The sequence below is a fragment of the Pedobacter sp. genome, assembly GCF_045627485.1.
Classification (GTDB): Bacteria; Bacteroidota; Bacteroidia; order Sphingobacteriales; family Sphingobacteriaceae; genus Pedobacter.
This window is the reverse complement of sequence record NZ_JAZQNU010000073.1, coordinates 53,284-70,087: the sequence shown is the minus strand read 5'-3', so window position 1 is coordinate 70,087 and position 16,804 is coordinate 53,284. Positions and strand designations below refer to the sequence as shown.

Here is a 16,804-nt window from a genome sequence, read left to right as displayed (position 1 = left end):
CGACAGCATGTAAACAAAAAAAAGGCGCCGATGGGCGCCTTTTTTACCTAAACTAAAACGTAAACTAAAAATTATTTTGCAGCTTTTGTAAAGTTCATTACTACATATGCTGTGGAGTTACCATATTCTATCGGCGATTTAAGCACCAAACGGTCGCCAGAAGTTTCAGAAAGCACTAATCTGTAACCTGTGGTTACATTTTTAGCCTTATCACCTTCATATATTTTTTTGAATTGGAAAGTCTCATCTGCTGTGCTTACAGACCAGAAAATACTTTGTGTACCTGAAGGGCATTCGCTACCACCAGGTAACATGTAACTACCATTGCCACTATTGGTCAATGTCCATGTACTTCCAATAAAACATTTGTAAGAAGCCTCGTCAAATAATGATTTTACGGCTATGGCCGGAACACCTTCAAAAGTTATGTCATTTAATACCCATGTTCCTGTTACTTTTCCACGTTTCAAACTGGTTGAAGCGGTATTACTTGTGCTCGAACAACTTTGCAACACCATTAATGAACTACATAAAATGGCTGCTATAACTAATATTCTTTTCATATACTTGTATTTGCAACATGCTTTACACAAACCTTGCCAAAAATCACCAGTATATGAAACAAGAAACCATAGCGATACATAGCGGAAATATTCACCACGCATCCACTGGCGATGTAACTTCGCCGATTAACCTGTCTACTACCTTTTTACGTAACGAAGATGGTGGCTATTCTGGTGGCCACATGTATAGCAGGGTAAGTAATCCAAATAGAAGTGCCTTAGAAGCAGCATTAACAGCCCTTGAGCAAGGTGCCGATGCGGCTGTCTTTTCTTCCGGAAATACCGCTGGCATGACCATTTTCCAGGCCTTAAAACCTGGAAGTCATATCATTGCACCAGATGACATGTATTGGGGTTTTAAAAAACAATTACAGTCTATTTTTGCGGACACCCTGGAATTCGACTTTGTCGATTTAACTGATACGACAAATGTTGAGCGGTACATAAAACCTAATACCGTGATGGTTTGGATCGAAACCCCGTCAAACCCCCTCTTAAAGGTAACAGATATCGCTGCCGTTGCCGCCATTACCAAAGCAAAGGGACTGCTATTGGCATGCGACAGCACTTTCGCCTCCCCATGTTTACAAAACCCAATAAGTCTGGGCGCAGATATCGTGATGCACTCCACGACCAAATATATTGGTGGACATAGCGACGTATTGGGTGGTGCCTTAATTACTGCAGTAAAAGACGAATTCTGGGAAAAGATAAAAAATATCCAGCAGATTGGTGGTGCTGTATCTGCGCCATTTGATTGCTTCCTGCTCTTAAGAAGCCTGAAAACCTTGCCTTACCGCATGCGTGGGCATAGCGACAATGGCATGGCGCTGGCTCAATACCTGGAAAAACACCCACAGGTAGAGGCCGTTTTCTACCCTGGATTACCCTCCCATCCACAACATGAAGTTGCTAAAAAGCAAATGAGTGGTTTTGGTGGCATGTTATCCATTTTAGTGAAAGGCGATGTAGAAGCCACTAGAAAAGTAGTTAATAAGGTAAAAATCTTTTCTCAGGCCACCAGTTTAGGTGGTGTGGAAAGTTTGATAGAACACCGTTTTTCTGTAGAAGGTCCCGACACTAAAACTCCACCAAATTTAATTCGCATCTCTGTAGGTCTCGAACATATCGACGATCTGGTTAACGACATTAACCAAGCGTTAACCTAATTATATTGTTTTATAGCGTATAGAAATTAAATATTTCAGAATAATATTTTGAATTTAATTTCTATTCGCTACATTTGCGTACCGGCGTTGAAAGCTGGTTCAAGTCAATGCCTTTTTGGTTTTGATTTATAAAGAAGTGGCGAGAGACAGGCTCATTGACCCACTGGCAACCCTCCCGCAAGGAAGAAGGTGCCAATTCCTGACCAGATAACAGGTGTTATATGGAAAGATAAAATTGAGACCCTATGAAAACGAATGATCACCAAAATCGCGCTAGCGAAAACGTTAAGTCCCCAGGCCGCTTCTATGCTACTGCCTGTTGTATGTGCTGCTGCATATACTAATTTAAAAATCTTCCTGTTGCATTTTTTACTTCTGGAAGGCCTTTCTCAGGAAGGTACGCTTTAGTCTATATGCTTCTTTAAGCATCATCAACCCAACAGTTTTACTTAACATTCTATATCATGTCAGCAAACTTAAAATTTGAGACGCTGCAGCTACATGCAGGTCAGGAAGTAGATCCCTCAACAGGCTCCCGCGCAGTTCCTATTTATCAAACCACATCTTATGTGTTCAAAAACTCTGAACACGGTGCTAATTTATTCGCACTGAAAGAATTTGGTAATATCTACACCAGGATCATGAACCCCACCACAGATGTGTTTGAAAAACGCATCGCTGCCCTTGAAGGTGGCGTGGCGGCAGTTGCCGTAGCCTCCGGACAAGCAGCTCAATTTATTGCCCTAAACAACATCCTTGAAGCTGGTGATAATTTTATTTCCTCTTCCCACTTATATGGTGGTAGCTATAACCAGTTTAAAGTAAGTTTTAAAAGATTAGGCATAGAAGTACGCTTTGTAGACGTAGACAAACCTGAAGATATTAACGCCCTGGTAGATGAAAAAACCAAGGCAATTTACCTTGAAACAGTGGGTAACCCCTCTTTTAGTATCCCTGATTTCGAGAAAATAGCTGCTATCGCTAATAAACACGACCTGCCCTTAGTGGTTGACAATACATTTGGTGCTGGTGGTTACCTCTTCCGTCCTCTGGAACATGGCGCCCATGTGGTGGTCGAGTCTGCAACAAAATGGATCGGTGGTCATGGCACAAGCATTGGCGGGGTTATCGTTGACGGTGGAAATTACAACTGGGGCAATGGCAAGTATCCGCAGTTCTCCAGCCCTTCAGACGGTTACCACGGCTTGGTGTTTTCTGAAGTATTCGGTCCAAATGGCCCATTCGGAAATATACAATTCGCCATCCGTGCACGTGTAGAGGGTTTGCGCGACTTCGGTCCTGCACTGTCGCCATTCAACTCTTTTCTGTTAATCCAAGGACTGGAAACTTTATCACTTCGTGTACAACGCCACGTAGACAATGCACTTGAGCTGGCTACCTGGCTTGAAAATCACCCTTTGGTGCGCTCGGTAAGCTACCCCGGCCTGGAAAGTAGCCCTTACCATCACCTGGCAAAAAAATATTTAAAAAATGGTTTCGGTGCAGTACTATCCTTTGAACTGGAGGGCAGTAAATCCGAAGTTACTGGTTTGGTAGACAACCTTCAACTGGTTAGTCACCTTGCAAATGTTGGCGATGCCAAAACGCTGATCATCCAGCCTTCTGCTACTACCCACCAGCAATTGAATGAGAGCGAACAAAAAGCAGCGGGTGTAACTGCCAACCAGTTGCGCGTTTCAGTAGGTATTGAACATATTGATGATATCAAAGCTGATTTCGAACAGGCATTTGAAAAAGTTAAACAACAGCAAAACCTGCAACAGGAACCTGCCTAATCTAAGAACGAAAACAAAAAAATGAGTACGATGAACACCTATAATCACCCGAAGATTTTTCAACTGGAAAGTGGTAAAAAATTAAGGGGACTTCAGCTAGCCTACCAGACCTATGGAAAACTCAATGCAAAAAAAGACAATGTCGTTTGGGCATGTCATGCATTGACGGCAAATGCTGACGTGTTGGACTGGTGGAAAGGACTTTTTGGAAACAACAACCTGTTTAATCCAGACGAACATTATATAATTTGTGCCAACGTTATTGGTTCAGCTTATGGCAGCAGTAATCCTTTAAGTGTAAACCCGGTTACGGGTTTACCTTATTACCTGTCGTTCCCTGAGTTTACCGTGCGCGACATGGTAAAGGCACACCAGTTGCTGGCCAAACACCTTGCAATAAATGACATCAAAGTATTAATTGGTGGCTCACTCGGTGGCCAGCAAGCTGTAGAATGGGCCGTAGCCGAACCTTCCAAAATAGAGAACCTGGTACTGGTAGCAACCAATGCGCAGCACTCCCCATGGGGCATAGCCTTTAATGAGAGCCAGCGCATGGCCATAAGTACTGACCGCACCTTCTATGCACAGCATCACGATGGTGGCTTAAAAGGCTTGAAAGTTGCCCGTAGTATTGCTTTATTATCTTACCGTACTTACGATGCCTACGGCGCAACGCAGCTGGAAAGTGTTAATGATAAAACAAATAACTTCCGCGCTTCTTCCTACCAGAATTACCAGGGCGAAAAGCTTTGCAAACGATTCAATGCCTATAGCTATTGGTACCTGAGCAAGGCGATGGACAGTCATAACGTGGGCCGCGGACGGAAAAGCGTTCCAGAGGCACTGGCCAGTATTAAAGCCAACACGCTGGTCATTGGTGTAGAAAACGATGTTCTATTTCCAATATCCGAGCAGAAATACCTTAGCGAACACATTAAAGGTGCCGTGTTTCATGCCATCACCTCAGCTTACGGGCATGATGGATTTTTAATTGAAACTGATACACTCACACAATTGATCGGTAATTTTTTAAAAGAAAGTAGCAATAAGAAAATAATAAAATTTCAAAAAACAGCATAAATGAGTAAGAAACTAAAAATAGGTTTATTTGGTTTTGGTGTGGTGGGTCAGGGCTTGCACGACATTATAAAAGGCCAGGATCTTAACCTGGAAATCGTAAAAATAGCCATTAAAAATGCAGATAAAGCCAGGAACCTGGATGCCGGATTATTTACAACAGATCATAACGAGCTGTTGGATCATCCAGAGATTAATACGATTGTCGAATTAATCGATGATGCAGATGCCGCTTACCAAATTGTTAAGAAGGCATTGACCTCTGGCAAAAATGTGGTTTCTGCCAATAAAAAAATGATTGCCCTGCACCTGGCAGAACTGGTGGAACTACAACATACCTATGGTACTTCCCTCTTGTACGAAGGCTCCGTTTGCGGAAGTATTCCCATCATCAGGAACCTGGAGGAATACTACGACAACGAATTGCTTCACGGCATAAGCGGCATATTCAATGGTTCTTCCAACTATATCCTTTCCAAGATATTTAATGAAAACATGGATTACCAGGTGGCCCTGAAACAGGCGCAGGACTTAGGTTTTGCTGAATCTAACCCGATTTTAGATGTTGGAGGTTACGATGCTAAGTACAAACTGGCCATTGCCACAGCACATGCCTACGGTTTGTTTATTGATCCAGACAAAATCCTTAATGTCGGCATACAAAACCTGTCAGACAACGACGTGAAGTATGCCCGTGAAAAGAACTTTAAGATTAAGCTGGTGCCTACTGCCCGAAAAATCAGTACCCGCCAGGTGATCTCTTTTGTCTTGCCTAAATTTGTGAAGTCCGACGATTTCATTTACAACGTGGAGAACGAATACAACTGCGTAACCGTACAAGCTGCTTTCGCCGATAAACAGTTCTTTTTTGGTAAAGGCGCAGGTGGCCACCCTACCGGTGCCGCCGTATTATCAGATATCGCAGCCTTACGTTACGACTATAAATACGAATACAAAAAATACCAACAGCAGAATGATCTGGTCTATACCGATAATGTAAGCCTGGAAGTGTACCTGCGCTATGAACATGAGTACACCCTGGATAAACTAAAAATTGAAAGTATCAAAGAACGTTTTGCCAACAACGAATTTAAATATGTGATCGGAAACGTGAGCCTGAAAAACTTATTGGCTAACCGCGACTTACTGCAACACAAAGATGTGTTTATTGCCCATACCGGCAAATACACCTATACGGAGCAGCAGTTAAAAACGGTTTCCGAAGAAGCCACAGCTGCCCTTAACTAATGCCGTTTTAATTTTTGTTTTGATGTAAAAGACTGGTGTAAACCGGTCTTTTTTTTATACCTTAACAGGAAGTTAAACGCACCATTTTTAAAGTGGTCATAATTAGCTGTAATTACACGATCAATAGGCGGCCTCAATTCAAGCTGTGCTTTTAAGATTGGCTTATCAATAGTCCTCGACACGGACGCAACTGCGCCGCACCTCCTTCGCACCTTGTTTCACAAAACCGGAACGAGGGGCAAATAAGTAGCGTAGTCGTGCGCTTCTACTGTACCAAATACAATAAGCTCTGGTTAAGCAACAATCAAAGGGAAGATAAGGCAAAAAAAAGCGCCTGCTTATCATCGATAAAACAGGCGCTTTTGTTAGGTTTTTAAATAGCTTTAAACAGATTTAAATCTCGCGATCTACATCCCAGTTTTCCAGGTATTCTGCCACCCTTTTCACAAAGGATCCGCCCAAGGCACCATCAACCACACGGTGATCGTATGACAGGGACAGGAACATCATATGGCGAATGGCAATAACATCGCCAAACGCTGTTTCTAATACTGCAGGTTTCTTTTTAATGGCGCCTACGGCAAGAATTGCCACCTGTGGCTGGTTAATAATGGGTGTCCCCATCACGTTGCCAAAAGAACCCACATTGGTTAAGGTAAAAGTGCCATTCTGGGTTTCGTCAGGTTTCAGTTTTGAAATCCTTGCGCGGTTAGCCAAATCATTTACAGCTTTGGTTAAACCGGTCAGGTTTAGCTGATCCGCTTTTTTAATAACCGGAACAATCAGGTTTCCGCTAGGTAAAGCCGCAGCCATCCCAATATTGATATCTTTCTTTTTGATGATCTGTGTACCGTTTACGCTCACATTAATCATTGGGAAATCTTTAATGGCTTTCGTTACTGCCTCAATAAAGATCGGTGTAAAAGTAATTTTTTCGTTCTCGCGTTTTTCAAAAGGCTTTTTCACGCGGTCGCGCCACTTCACCATATTGGTTACATCGGCTTCCACGAAAGAAGTAACATGTGGTGCGGTATCTTTACTCATTACCATGTGATCGGCAATCAGTTTGCGCATGCGGTCCATCTCTATGATTTCATCACCACCACTCACACTGCTGCTCTGGCTAACTACTGGCTTGGCCGGAGTAGGTAATACAGGTTGTTCTGTTACTGCTTCAGGCGCTTTAGGCGCTGCTTTTTGTGGTGCAGCCTGCCCACCCTGATTTTGTTTATTTTGAATATATAGCAACAGGTCGTCCTTAGTTAAACGCCCTTCAGCACCGCTGCCTTGAATACCGGCCAGTTCTTCGAAACTAATGTTCTCCTGGGCGGCTATGTTTTTAACCAAAGGGGAGTAAAACCGATCGGCACTTTGCACTTCAGCTTCCTCTTGCAGGGCAGCAGGTTCTACAGCTGCGATAGCTTCCAGGGCAGGTTGTTCAATATCCTGTACAAAAGGAACTACAATTTCCACATCACTTTCTATTTCTATAATAGCGATCACGGCACCTACCTGTACCACTTCATCTTCCGCACACAAGTGTTTTACCAGTATACCTTCAACCGGCGACGGAACTTCTGAATCCACTTTATCAGTTGCAATTTCCAATAAGGTGTCATCCAGCTGAATGCGATCTCCAGGTTGTTTAAGCCATTTAATAATGGTTGCTTCTGCAACGCTCTCCCCCATTTTGGGTAACAGTAATTCGTATTGAGCCATGTTGGTTTACAGTAAATTTAATTTTTGTTGCCGTTGCAAAAGTAAATCTTTTTAGCTTTAAAACGATAGTCGCCTTCGGCCTTTGATATATTTATTCGTTCCATCCCTTAAAAGACAGACTTTTATTTCGTTAGTTGTAATTTAACCTGCGTAAAAAGCATCGTTAATGCAGCAGCTGCAGAACGTTCAATATTTTGTATCCTGCGGTCACCAAAATTGAACAGTTTAGCAGTCACCTGGTCTTTATACGCAACAGCTATCCATACCGTGCCCACAGGTTTACCGGGCATTCCGCCATCTGGACCCGCGATCCCGCTTACCGCCACAGCATAGTCTGTTTTGAAACGCTGGTTAGCGCCTAAGGCCATTTCTTTAACCGTTTCTTCACTTACCGCGCCAAAATTGGCAAGAGTTTGTGCCTGTACCCCTAAAATGATTTGTTTTAATTCGTTGGAGTATGTTACCCCTCCACCCTCAAAAGACTTCGACGAACCCGGAATTTGTGTAATCAGGTGGGCAATATAGCCGCCGGTACAACTTTCAGCGGTAGAAAATTTAAGGCCATTTTGTTCCATCAGCTGCAATAAAGCTTTTTCTAATGGAATATCGTCTTCTGCGATCACATAAGGCTTCACTTTTTCCACCAGCTGCTGCGCATAATAATCTACTTCTTTTTTTACCAATGCTTCATCTGTTCCCGATGCGCTTAAACGCAGACGTACCTGGCCTAATTTTGGAAGATAGGCCAACTTTATATACTCAGGCAGACTGTCTTCGATGGCTTCAATTTCCTGCGCCAGGTAAGACTCTCCTATGCTAGCTGTTAAAATAGTTTTATGATAAATGAATGGCAGCTGAAATCTGCTTTTCAAACGTGGCAGAATTTCCTCTTCCATGAGGTACATCATTTCAAAAGGCACCCCCGCCATCGATACAAATATAGTCCCGCCGTCCTCAAACCACATGCAGGGTGCGGTTCCGTTTCTATTTTGAATCACCTGGCAACCGTCGGGCACGTCGGCCTGTGCACGGTTAATTTCCAGCATAGGGCGTTTACGCGTATTAAAAAAAGATTCTACCTGTTTAAGTGTCTCCTCATCCCTGCGAAAGCCCATGTTGAAATACCTGGCCAGGGTAAGTTTAGTAATATCATCCTTCGTGGGCCCTAATCCGCCAGTCATTAAAATGATATTGGCTCTTTTTCGAGCGGCATCCAAAGCTTCGATAATATGATCGGCATTATCTGATACAGACGTTACCTGTTTCACTTTTATACCAACCTGGTTAAGTTGTTTGGCCATCCAGGCAGAGTTGGTATCAACGATCTGTCCAATCAGGATTTCATCGCCAATGGTAATGATTTCAGCTATCATAGTTAATAGAATCTGGCACTTTGTTGTTTACTCAATTTTAGATCTTGTAATATAGATGCTTTGACCCTGATGGTGACACCATAACTTTTAGAGAAGCCAAATGGAATCCAGTTAAAGTTCATGTCCCAGCAATGTAAATCACGGTATATCGAAAACCGGGTCATGGCTACAGTGTTGGTACCAAAATCGTAACCAGAATCAAAAGTGACCTTCCATTTAGGTGTTACGTTAAAATCGCCACGAAAAGTAAGGTTATTGTTTACGTTTTTACTTTGGCCCACTTCATTGGTACTGTAGTTAAAACTATAGGCAAGAGTTAAATTCCATGGAATATTAAAGTCGACAAAGGCATTTGGATCACGACTGATGGCATTTAACTGGTTAGCCTGCTCAGCTGTTAGCCCCTGTTTTGCGGCATCATTTTGTATAGCATCCAGGTTTTCCTGTCTTCTTTGAAAAGATGCTGGATTGAGGCTATAGTCAAAAGAGAAACCGAAATTAGTTAAACGCGGCAATTGGCCCCTTTGCCAGGTGTAGCGGTTACTCTCATACTTAACCAATTGCCCATTTGCACCAATGGAATCCGCTACCTGGTAAGGATTCAGCATACCGCTGAAAGTGATTCCAATTTTTTCGGTAAAATTTGACCGCCCGCCAAAACTCAGGTTTGATAATTTACGTCTTGGTGCCAGCAGGTTATATCCACCGTTAATATTAAGACCCTGAATAATGGGTAGTTTACGCACACCGGTACCTGTAGTATCTTTTAACGAGCGTACTTTGATCTCCACATCGTTTACTACGCCAAAATTAATACTGGCATTTTGTCCAATAGAAGGGCCCGGAAACTGTGTGTTCTGGAAAATAGAATATATCCTGTTACGCTGATATAAGGGGTCGTAGACCGGTGTTCCATCCTGGTATAACAATTCTTTATAATAACCTTTGCCCAGGGCAGAAAAATCAGGCCGGTAACTGATTCCTATACTAGGTGTCATAACATGCCTCAAAGCTTGTAGCTTACCCGTTTTTTTAAACTGAAGGGTATTGTAGATTTTGGTATTCATACTAATACCTATATTGTATTCTCCTGAACGTTTAAAACCCTGTATCGTATCGTAAACCAAAGAATCCTGACCGTTTAACATTTTTAACATGGTTTGCTTCGTGGTCTGAAAATGCCATTGTTCAATGTAATTAGCATTGGTAGAAAAGTTAAAATATTTGGCCAGCGTAAAAGGCAAAGACCCGTTAAGGTTATGATTAAAACCATTTTGAAACCTGTTTAATCCTCCCGGTGCAAACAACTGATCTTCCGTCGTATTCACGGTATTCGTAGCATCCATACTATAGCCCAAATTAAACTTCTGGTACCACTTCTGGTCGCCAACCCGTTTTTTAGAATCAAAAGGGTTTATACTGGTCATACTCACACTCACCTGCGGTAAGGTTAAACTGATGGTTTCATTTAACGTTTCCTGCCTGGAGTTGGCACTTGCACTGATGTTAAAAATGCCGGCAGTTTTTGAATAGGCAATACTGGAACTCATTACGTTTCTGGATATGGCGTAAGGGTCCATATTGGAATTTAACGGATTAGACACATTATACGAACCTGTTCCTGCCATTACACTGGCGCTAAAGGTAGAACCCGGACTAGCATTGGGGTTCTGGCTATGGGTCCAGTTAATTTGAAAATCTTTAGCAGGCACATTTTGTATGGTTCCTTCGATTCCAGATTTGGTACTCGAATAATTCAGGTCGATATGACCATTGAATTTATAACGTTTTAAGTAGTTGGAAGAAACTGTTCCACGGTAGGAACCATTGGTAAAGATGGATCCCATAATGCGTGCATCCCAGTAATCGCTCAGGCCAAGGTAATAACCCCCATCGTTTAAAAAGAAGCCATTGGCGGCATCTTCACCAAAACTGGGCACAATGACCCCCGAAGATTTTTTATTGGGCTTAGGAAAAAATGCAAATGGCAAAGCCAGTGGCAATGGAATATCTTCGATAGTAAGGTATACCGGGCCAGTGATCACTTGTTTATCTGTTACAACTCCCTTGGTTATCATAAAGCCAAAGTGAGGATGAGGTAAGTTACAGGTACTGTATAACATGTTTTTAACATGGATTTCATTGTCAGGCTGTTTTTTACTTTGCCCACCAGAGAAAAAACTGCCTTCCTGCTCCATAAATGTATTATAAACGGTACCCTTTGTCGTTTCTGTGTTATAATACAGGGAGTCGGCTATTGATGTCCCCTCTCCTTCCATCGTAAAAATCGGCTTGCCTGTATATCTGCCTTTAGCATCAGTACTACCACGGGCAAATATCGTATGGGTTTTATTGTCGTAAGTGATGTAATCGGCATCGAGTTGAAAGCCCTGGTAAATAACCCTTGCTTTACCGTATAAGTAAATCACACTCCTGTCTTTACTGTACTTCGTAGAATCCTGTGCAGAGTACTCAATTACGCCCATGTCCTGATTGTTGTCATTTTTTATTGTATCAGTCAATTTAAACCCTGGGGGGTACACCTTAGTCAAAGTAGTATCCTGTTTTGAAACGGAATCCTTTTTTATGGTGTCTGTTTGCTGTACTACCTGGAAGGCTGATAATCCTTCAAATGCTATAGCATTGTTACTAAGCAGGATCAGCAAAAGAATAGATTTAAATAAAATGATCTGGCGTAAATGTTTCAAATTCGTAGGTGAATGTTATTTTTGCACTAATGTTAATCCAAAAACGTTCAAAATTAATGAAAAATATACCATTGGTTAGTCCAAAAGTAATATTGATCGCAATTATTTCCTTAATCATCACTACATCATCTAGCTATCAAGCATTTACACAGGTTTATAAAATAAAAACGATAGTTATAGATGCCGGGCACGGTGGTAGAGACGGCACTACAAGAGGGGAGTATTCTACCGAGAAACAGGTAGCCCTGAAGACAGCGTTACGGCTAGGACAAGAGATTGAAGCAGGCATGCCTGGCGTGAAAGTTGTGTACACACGCACAGATGACACTTTTGTACCACTATACGACAGAATAGGTTTGGCAAATAGAGAAAAAGCAGATTTATTTATTTCAATCCATTGTAATGATATGCCTCTTCGCCGCTCAACGGTAACCACAGGTTACCGCAAGGGAAAAAACGGGAAGCGCTATCCGATTAAAAAAACCGTTTACAGTAAAAGCACTTCTACACTGGGCACCGAAACCTTTGTTTCGGGTATGGGCAGGATGAACGAGCAAGACGAGGTGATCAAACGTGAGAACGAAGCGATTTTACTGGAAGAAAACTATAAAGAAAATTATGAAGGCTTTGACCCGGCTAACCCCGAGAATTTTATTATCCTGTCGCTGATGAAAAATGCTTACCGCCAACAAAGCTTAAAACTTGCAAAACTGGTTCAGGACGAATATGTAAATGTGGGCCGAATTAACCGCGGCGTGCAGGAAAAAAGTCTGGCCGTATTAGCAAGAGCAGGTATGCCTGCTATTTTAACTGAGATCGGTTTTATTAGTAATCCGACCGAGGAAGATTACATGAACTCTGAAGAAGGGCAGACAGAAATTACCCGTGGCCTGCTAAAAGCCATCCAGAATTACCAGAATTCATTTGCACATTCTAAATAACATATACCTTAACACACACCATTAAACGAAAGCATAGATGAGATTGAGTCTGAAGACGCCCCTGTTACTTATTTTTTTATTCGGCACGATATTATCAGCCGACGCACAGAAAGGATATAAAGTTAAAACCATAGTAATCGACGCTGGCCACGGCGGAGGTAAACCTGGCGCAATAGGTGCCTTTTCTAAAGAAAAAGACATTGCGTTGCAAGTTGCTTTAAAACTAGGCAAGAAATTTGAAGAAGAAATGCCGGATGTAAAAATACTTTATACGAGAAAAACGGATGTTGATGTGGATTTTTACAAAAGAGCTGGCCTGGCAAATGACAATAAAGCAGATTTGTTTATTTCGATTCATGCCAACTCCATGCCTGCCAGAAACAGAACTACAAAGGGTACGGAGACTTTTGTAGCCGGTATGCACCGTATAAATGAGCAGGATGTAGCCATTAGAGAGAATGCCGATGTAATGCTTGAAAAAAACTATAAAGAAAATTACGGAGGCTTCGATCCAAAGGATCCCGAAACATTTATTATCTTGTCGTTGTTTAAAAACAAATTCCGTACTAAAAGTATGGAACTGGCCAGGTTGATACAGAACAATTACAGGGATGTTGACAACCGCATTGACAGGGGAATTAAAGAACAAGGAATATTAATTTTGCAACGTTGCGGGATGCCAGCTGTACTAACAGAGATTGGCTTTATCAGTAACCCCGAAGAAGAACGTTACATGAATTCTAGTGCCGGACAGGAAGAAATTGTTAATTCTATTTTTAATGCCGTGAAATTATACAAAAAAGGAAACGATACTAACTAAGTAATTAACTACGTGAAAATAAAAAACGAAACCAAAGTTGGCATATTAGCAGCCTTCGCTATAGCTTTATTAATCATTGGATATAATTTTCTAAAAGGAAACTCTATCTTTTCAGATGAAACTGTTCTTTACGCCAGGTATTCCCGTGTTGACGGACTTTCGGTATCTAAGCCAGTTTTAATTAACGGCTTTCAGATTGGCCGGGTAGACCAGTTGAAGTTGCAGCCAGATGGTTTTATTGTAGCGAAATTACATATCAACGGCGAATATGAAATTCCAACCAACAGCATTGCCCGGTTAGAAAGTACGGATCTTTTAGGCAGTAAAGCCATTATCATGGAACTGGGTAATTCCAGAGTGTTTGCCCAGGATGGTGATACTTTAAAAGCGAATGTGGAGAAGAACCTGATGGAAGCAGTACAGCCCGTGCAGAAAAAAGCGGAGCAGATTATTGATAAAATGGATTCCATTTTAACCAGTGTAAATTCCATCATGAATCCGGAGTTTCAGAATAACGTGAACAAAAGTTTCAGTAGCATAGCCTCTACCCTCGCCTCTCTGGAAGCCACGTCTATAAAAGTAGATCGATTGGTAGGATCTGAAGGATCAAGAATTTCGGCCATCATGGCGAATATTGAATCTATTTCAAATAACCTTAAAAACAATAACCAGAAGATCAATTCTATTTTGAATAACATTCATACCATGAGCGATCAAGTGGCAGCAGCAAACTTTAAACAAACTGTTGATGATGCCAACAAGGCTATTGCTGAGTTGCAAGGTGTGGTGAGAAAGGTAAATTCTGGCGAAGGTTCGTTAGGTCTGCTGGTTAATGACAGAGAGATGTATGATAATTTAAATAACGCATCAAAAAACCTGGATAACCTGATTATAGACTTAAAGGAAAATCCTAAACGCTACGTTCACTTCTCTATATTTGGTGGTGGTAAAAAAGATAACTAACCCCTCTCTATAAAAAAACTTCTACAAAAAAACGCCTTGGCAATAACCAAGGCGTTTTTTTGTAGGGTTGATATTTTAGGCTACTGTATAGGTATTACCTTCAATGGCCAGCACCGTGTTAGGAAAAATTGTTCTGGCTTCCTCTAACAAGGGTTGTAACAGCTTGTAACGCGAAGAAAAGTGCCCTATGATCAATTGCTCTGCTCCAACCTCTACAGCTACTTGTGCGGCCTGTAAAGCAGTAGAATGGAAAGTAACGTTGGCACGGTCTATAAGTTCATGTAAAAAGGTGGCTTCGTGATACAGCACCGTGCAGTGCCCTATTGCCTGCAGGTAACTGCCATCGGCCAGCGTATCTGAACAATAGGCATAACTTTTAGGCGGTATAGGATCCCTGGTATAGTCCTGATTTAAAAACACCCTTCCATCAGGTAATATCAGGTCAAGACCTTTTTTCAACAGCGGATAATAAGTGATGGGCAACTCAACGGTTTCCAGCTTCTCTACGTTGAGCTTTCGCGGCCTGGCCTGTTCGGTAAATTTAAATCCTGTGCAGGGAATACGGTGATTAAGCACGATAGTCTCCACAATCAAATCATTGTTCTCAAAAATTAAGCGACTGGCATCTGCGATAACCGGCGTAAATTCAAGCGGAAAACGAATTACAGTTTCTGAATGTTTGAATTGCAGCTCCAGGATTTCCAGCAAGGCAGGCGGACCGAATAATTTCAACGCTTTTACACGACCGTTCAGGTGCATGCTCGACAGTAGGCCAATCAGCCCGAAATAATGATCGCCATGCAAGTGGCTGATAAAAATATAATCTATTTTACTCGCCTTGAGGTTAAATTTGTTTAACTGCTGCTGCGTTCCTTCACCGCAGTCAATCAGATAAAATTTATCTTTGCAATGAAGCAGCTGGGCTGAAGGATTACGGTTGTAAATTGGTGTTGCGGAGCTAGAACCCAGTATGGTTACCTGAAAACTCATTAACTCTCCTCATCAAAATTTCCCAACATCTCTTTCTCTATCTCGTCCATAAAAATGAGATCAACTGCTTCCTTCAGTTTCGGAACCATGTTCAGGCTTTGTGTAAGGCCCGAAAGTTCAAGGATTTTTTGTATTTCCGGTTGCACACCTGCAATAACAAACAATCCATTGACCTTTTTACACAGGCGGTCGGCAAAAAGCAAACTGCTTAAGTCCTGAGAATCGTCGCAGTGTAACACCTGGGATAAATCCAGGATGATATTGGAAAAGCCTTCTGTATTCAACAAAATAAATTCAGACTTCAACTGTGGGGTAATCTCGTTACTGAAACTGCTTTCGTTCAAGGTGATCACCACATATTTCTCATTTTTATCTATTGAAAATTTCATGGTCATGTAGTTTAAATTATATACGAAAAAAACGATTCATTTTTCTTATCGGCTGAAACGGATCGTTAGCTTGCAGTAATCAGATCGTTAATACAAGTTAACACATTCTGCTCGATGCGGTTTAGCACGTCTTCTGCATCATTTTTCACAAACTTATCTCCGGTGATTTGCTCGTATAGTTCTATATAACGGTCTGAAATTGAAGTGATGATTTCCGGCGTCATCTCGGGAACAGTTTGCCCTTCTTTGCCCTGAAAACCATTTTCAATTAACCACTTACGTACGAATTCTTTAGACAATTGCTTTTGGGGCTCCTCATTGGCCTGGCGTTCCTGATAACCTTCGGCATAAAAATATCGCGAAGAATCAGGCGTATGGATTTCGTCGATCAGGTAAATGGTATCACTTACTTTACCAAATTCGTATTTCGTATCCACCAGGATTAATCCACGCTCAGCTGCGATTTCTGTACCGCGTTGATAAAGCGCACGGGTAAAAGTTTCCAGCTGGGTATAATCAGCCAGGGAAACGATGCCTCTGGCCAGGATATCCTCGCGTGAAATATCTTCATCGTGCCCAACGGCAGCTTTTGTCGTTGGCGTAATGATAGGTTCAGGAAGTTTATCATTCTCCTTCAATCCTTCGGGCAGACTAACACCGCAAACACTTCTCTTACCGGCACTGTATTCGCGCCAGGCATGACCTGCAAGGTAACCTCTGATGACCATTTCTACCTTGAAAGGCTCACAAATGCGGCCAACAGTAACCATTTCATCTGGCACCTGGATTACCCAGTTAGGAAGAATATCTTGAGTGGCAGCTAAAAACTTAGCGGCAATCTGGTTTAAAACCTGCCCTTTAAATGGGATGGCTTCTGGTAAAACCACATCAAATGCAGAAATCCTGTCGGTAACCACCATCGCCATAAAGCGATTATCAATGGTGTACACATCGCGTACTTTACCTTTATAGAAGTTAGTCTGTTTTGGAAAATTAAAATTTGTTTCTTTTATTGCTTTCATGGTGTGTGCCAACTCGCGGCATTTGT

15 protein-coding genes and 1 riboswitch are annotated in these 16,804 nt (G+C 41.9%); of the genes, 8 read left to right on the top strand and 7 right to left on the bottom strand.

Going from position 1 to position 16,804, the window contains the following annotated elements; all coding sequences use genetic code 11:
* Nucleotides 1–71 precede the first annotated feature (71 nt).
* Complete coding sequence (locus tag ACR2F3_RS05530) at nucleotides 72–563, bottom strand: hypothetical protein (protein WP_432708979.1); 492 nt, start codon at nucleotides 561–563, stop codon at nucleotides 72–74.
* 53 nt (nucleotides 564–616) lie between these two features.
* Here ACR2F3_RS05530 and ACR2F3_RS05525 point away from each other — a divergent pair, with 53 nt between their 5' ends.
* From ACR2F3_RS05525 to ACR2F3_RS05505, 5 genes are all read left to right on the top strand, one after another.
* A complete protein-coding gene (locus ACR2F3_RS05525) occupies nucleotides 617–1,732 on the top strand; it encodes a trans-sulfuration enzyme family protein (RefSeq protein WP_432708978.1) in 1,116 nt (371 codons plus the stop codon).
* Nucleotides 1,733–1,855: 123 nt separating this feature from the next.
* A riboswitch (SAM riboswitch) is annotated at nucleotides 1,856–1,968 on the top strand.
* A 19-nt stretch (nucleotides 1,969–1,987) separates the two neighbouring features.
* On the top strand, nucleotides 1,988–2,140 hold the full coding sequence (locus ACR2F3_RS05520) for a hypothetical protein (protein ID WP_432708977.1): 153 nt from the start codon (nucleotides 1,988–1,990) through the stop codon (nucleotides 2,138–2,140).
* A 56-nt stretch (nucleotides 2,141–2,196) separates the two neighbouring features.
* Entirely contained in the window at nucleotides 2,197–3,528 is a 1,332-nt protein-coding gene (locus ACR2F3_RS05515) for an O-acetylhomoserine aminocarboxypropyltransferase/cysteine synthase family protein (protein WP_432708976.1), read from the top strand.
* A 21-nt stretch (nucleotides 3,529–3,549) separates the two neighbouring features.
* Entirely contained in the window at nucleotides 3,550–4,608 is a 1,059-nt protein-coding gene (locus ACR2F3_RS05510; RefSeq protein WP_432708975.1) for a homoserine O-acetyltransferase family protein, read from the top strand.
* Nucleotides 4,609–5,853 (top strand): homoserine dehydrogenase, encoded by a 1,245-nt coding sequence (locus ACR2F3_RS05505; protein WP_432708974.1) that lies wholly within the window; start codon nucleotides 4,609–4,611, stop codon nucleotides 5,851–5,853. It abuts the gene before it with no gap.
* 393 nt (nucleotides 5,854–6,246) lie between these two features.
* Here ACR2F3_RS05505 and ACR2F3_RS05500 read toward each other — a convergent pair whose 3' ends face one another.
* The 3 genes from ACR2F3_RS05500 to ACR2F3_RS05490 form a co-directional block, all read right to left on the bottom strand.
* The gene (locus ACR2F3_RS05500) at nucleotides 6,247–7,572 is read right to left on the bottom strand and encodes a dihydrolipoamide acetyltransferase family protein (protein WP_432708973.1); all 1,326 of its coding nucleotides are present in this window, start codon (nucleotides 7,570–7,572) and stop codon (nucleotides 6,247–6,249) included.
* A 122-nt stretch (nucleotides 7,573–7,694) separates the two neighbouring features.
* Nucleotides 7,695–8,945: a competence/damage-inducible protein A gene (locus ACR2F3_RS05495; RefSeq protein WP_432708972.1), complete on the bottom strand. Its 1,251-nt coding sequence runs from the start codon at nucleotides 8,943–8,945 to the stop codon at nucleotides 7,695–7,697.
* A 2-nt stretch (nucleotides 8,946–8,947) separates the two neighbouring features.
* Nucleotides 8,948–11,653 (bottom strand): putative LPS assembly protein LptD, encoded by a 2,706-nt coding sequence (locus ACR2F3_RS05490; protein ID WP_432708971.1) that lies wholly within the window; start codon nucleotides 11,651–11,653, stop codon nucleotides 8,948–8,950.
* Nucleotides 11,654–11,709: 56 nt separating this feature from the next.
* Between ACR2F3_RS05490 and ACR2F3_RS05485 the strand changes: the two genes are divergently transcribed.
* From ACR2F3_RS05485 to ACR2F3_RS05475, 3 genes are read left to right on the top strand one after another with little or no spacing between them, the layout of a single operon-like run.
* Nucleotides 11,710–12,594, top strand: a complete 885-nt coding sequence (locus ACR2F3_RS05485; protein WP_432708970.1) for an N-acetylmuramoyl-L-alanine amidase family protein — start codon at nucleotides 11,710–11,712, stop codon at nucleotides 12,592–12,594.
* A 37-nt stretch (nucleotides 12,595–12,631) separates the two neighbouring features.
* Complete coding sequence (locus ACR2F3_RS05480) at nucleotides 12,632–13,414, top strand: N-acetylmuramoyl-L-alanine amidase family protein (RefSeq protein WP_432708969.1); 783 nt, start codon at nucleotides 12,632–12,634, stop codon at nucleotides 13,412–13,414.
* Between the two features lie 12 nt (nucleotides 13,415–13,426).
* Nucleotides 13,427–14,377, top strand: a complete 951-nt coding sequence (locus ACR2F3_RS05475; RefSeq protein WP_432708968.1) for an MlaD family protein — start codon at nucleotides 13,427–13,429, stop codon at nucleotides 14,375–14,377.
* A 75-nt stretch (nucleotides 14,378–14,452) separates the two neighbouring features.
* Here ACR2F3_RS05475 and ACR2F3_RS05470 read toward each other — a convergent pair whose 3' ends face one another.
* The 3 genes from ACR2F3_RS05470 to ACR2F3_RS05460 all read right to left on the bottom strand — a co-directional run bounded on the left by ACR2F3_RS05470 (nucleotide 14,453) and on the right by ACR2F3_RS05460 (nucleotide 16,778).
* Nucleotides 14,453–15,367 carry a ribonuclease Z gene (locus tag ACR2F3_RS05470; protein ID WP_432708967.1) on the bottom strand — a complete coding sequence of 305 codons (915 nt, stop codon included), beginning with the start codon at nucleotides 15,365–15,367 and terminating at the stop codon, nucleotides 14,453–14,455.
* Nucleotides 15,367–15,756, bottom strand: coding sequence for an STAS domain-containing protein (locus ACR2F3_RS05465; protein ID WP_432708966.1), 390 nt, complete (start codon nucleotides 15,754–15,756; stop codon nucleotides 15,367–15,369). The genes ACR2F3_RS05470 and ACR2F3_RS05465 overlap by 1 nt, the downstream gene beginning before the upstream one ends.
* Before the next feature lie 65 nt (nucleotides 15,757–15,821).
* Nucleotides 15,822–16,778 (bottom strand): phosphoribosylaminoimidazolesuccinocarboxamide synthase, encoded by a 957-nt coding sequence (locus ACR2F3_RS05460; RefSeq protein WP_432708965.1) that lies wholly within the window; start codon nucleotides 16,776–16,778, stop codon nucleotides 15,822–15,824.
* Nucleotides 16,779–16,804 lie beyond the last annotated feature (26 nt).

Coding starts and splice junctions, on each gene's coding strand:
- ACR2F3_RS05465 (WP_432708966.1), bottom strand. CDS start 15,756: ATGAAATTTTCAATAGATAAAAATGAGAAATATGTGGTGATCACCTTG.
- ACR2F3_RS05460 (WP_432708965.1), bottom strand. CDS start 16,778: ATGAAAGCAATAAAAGAAACAAATTTTAATTTTCCAAAACAGACTAAC.
- ACR2F3_RS05480 (WP_432708969.1), top strand. CDS start 12,632: ATGAGATTGAGTCTGAAGACGCCCCTGTTACTTATTTTTTTATTCGGC.
- ACR2F3_RS05470 (WP_432708967.1), bottom strand. CDS start 15,367: ATGAGTTTTCAGGTAACCATACTGGGTTCTAGCTCCGCAACACCAATT.
- ACR2F3_RS05495 (WP_432708972.1), bottom strand. CDS start 8,945: ATGATAGCTGAAATCATTACCATTGGCGATGAAATCCTGATTGGACAG.
- ACR2F3_RS05505 (WP_432708974.1), top strand. CDS start 4,609: ATGAGTAAGAAACTAAAAATAGGTTTATTTGGTTTTGGTGTGGTGGGT.
- ACR2F3_RS05525 (WP_432708978.1), top strand. CDS start 617: ATGAAACAAGAAACCATAGCGATACATAGCGGAAATATTCACCACGCA.
- ACR2F3_RS05530 (WP_432708979.1), bottom strand. CDS start 563: ATGAAAAGAATATTAGTTATAGCAGCCATTTTATGTAGTTCATTAATG.
- ACR2F3_RS05510 (WP_432708975.1), top strand. CDS start 3,550: ATGAGTACGATGAACACCTATAATCACCCGAAGATTTTTCAACTGGAA.
- ACR2F3_RS05500 (WP_432708973.1), bottom strand. CDS start 7,572: ATGGCTCAATACGAATTACTGTTACCCAAAATGGGGGAGAGCGTTGCA.
- ACR2F3_RS05515 (WP_432708976.1), top strand. CDS start 2,197: ATGTCAGCAAACTTAAAATTTGAGACGCTGCAGCTACATGCAGGTCAG.
- ACR2F3_RS05485 (WP_432708970.1), top strand. CDS start 11,710: ATGAAAAATATACCATTGGTTAGTCCAAAAGTAATATTGATCGCAATT.
- ACR2F3_RS05520 (WP_432708977.1), top strand. CDS start 1,988: ATGATCACCAAAATCGCGCTAGCGAAAACGTTAAGTCCCCAGGCCGCT.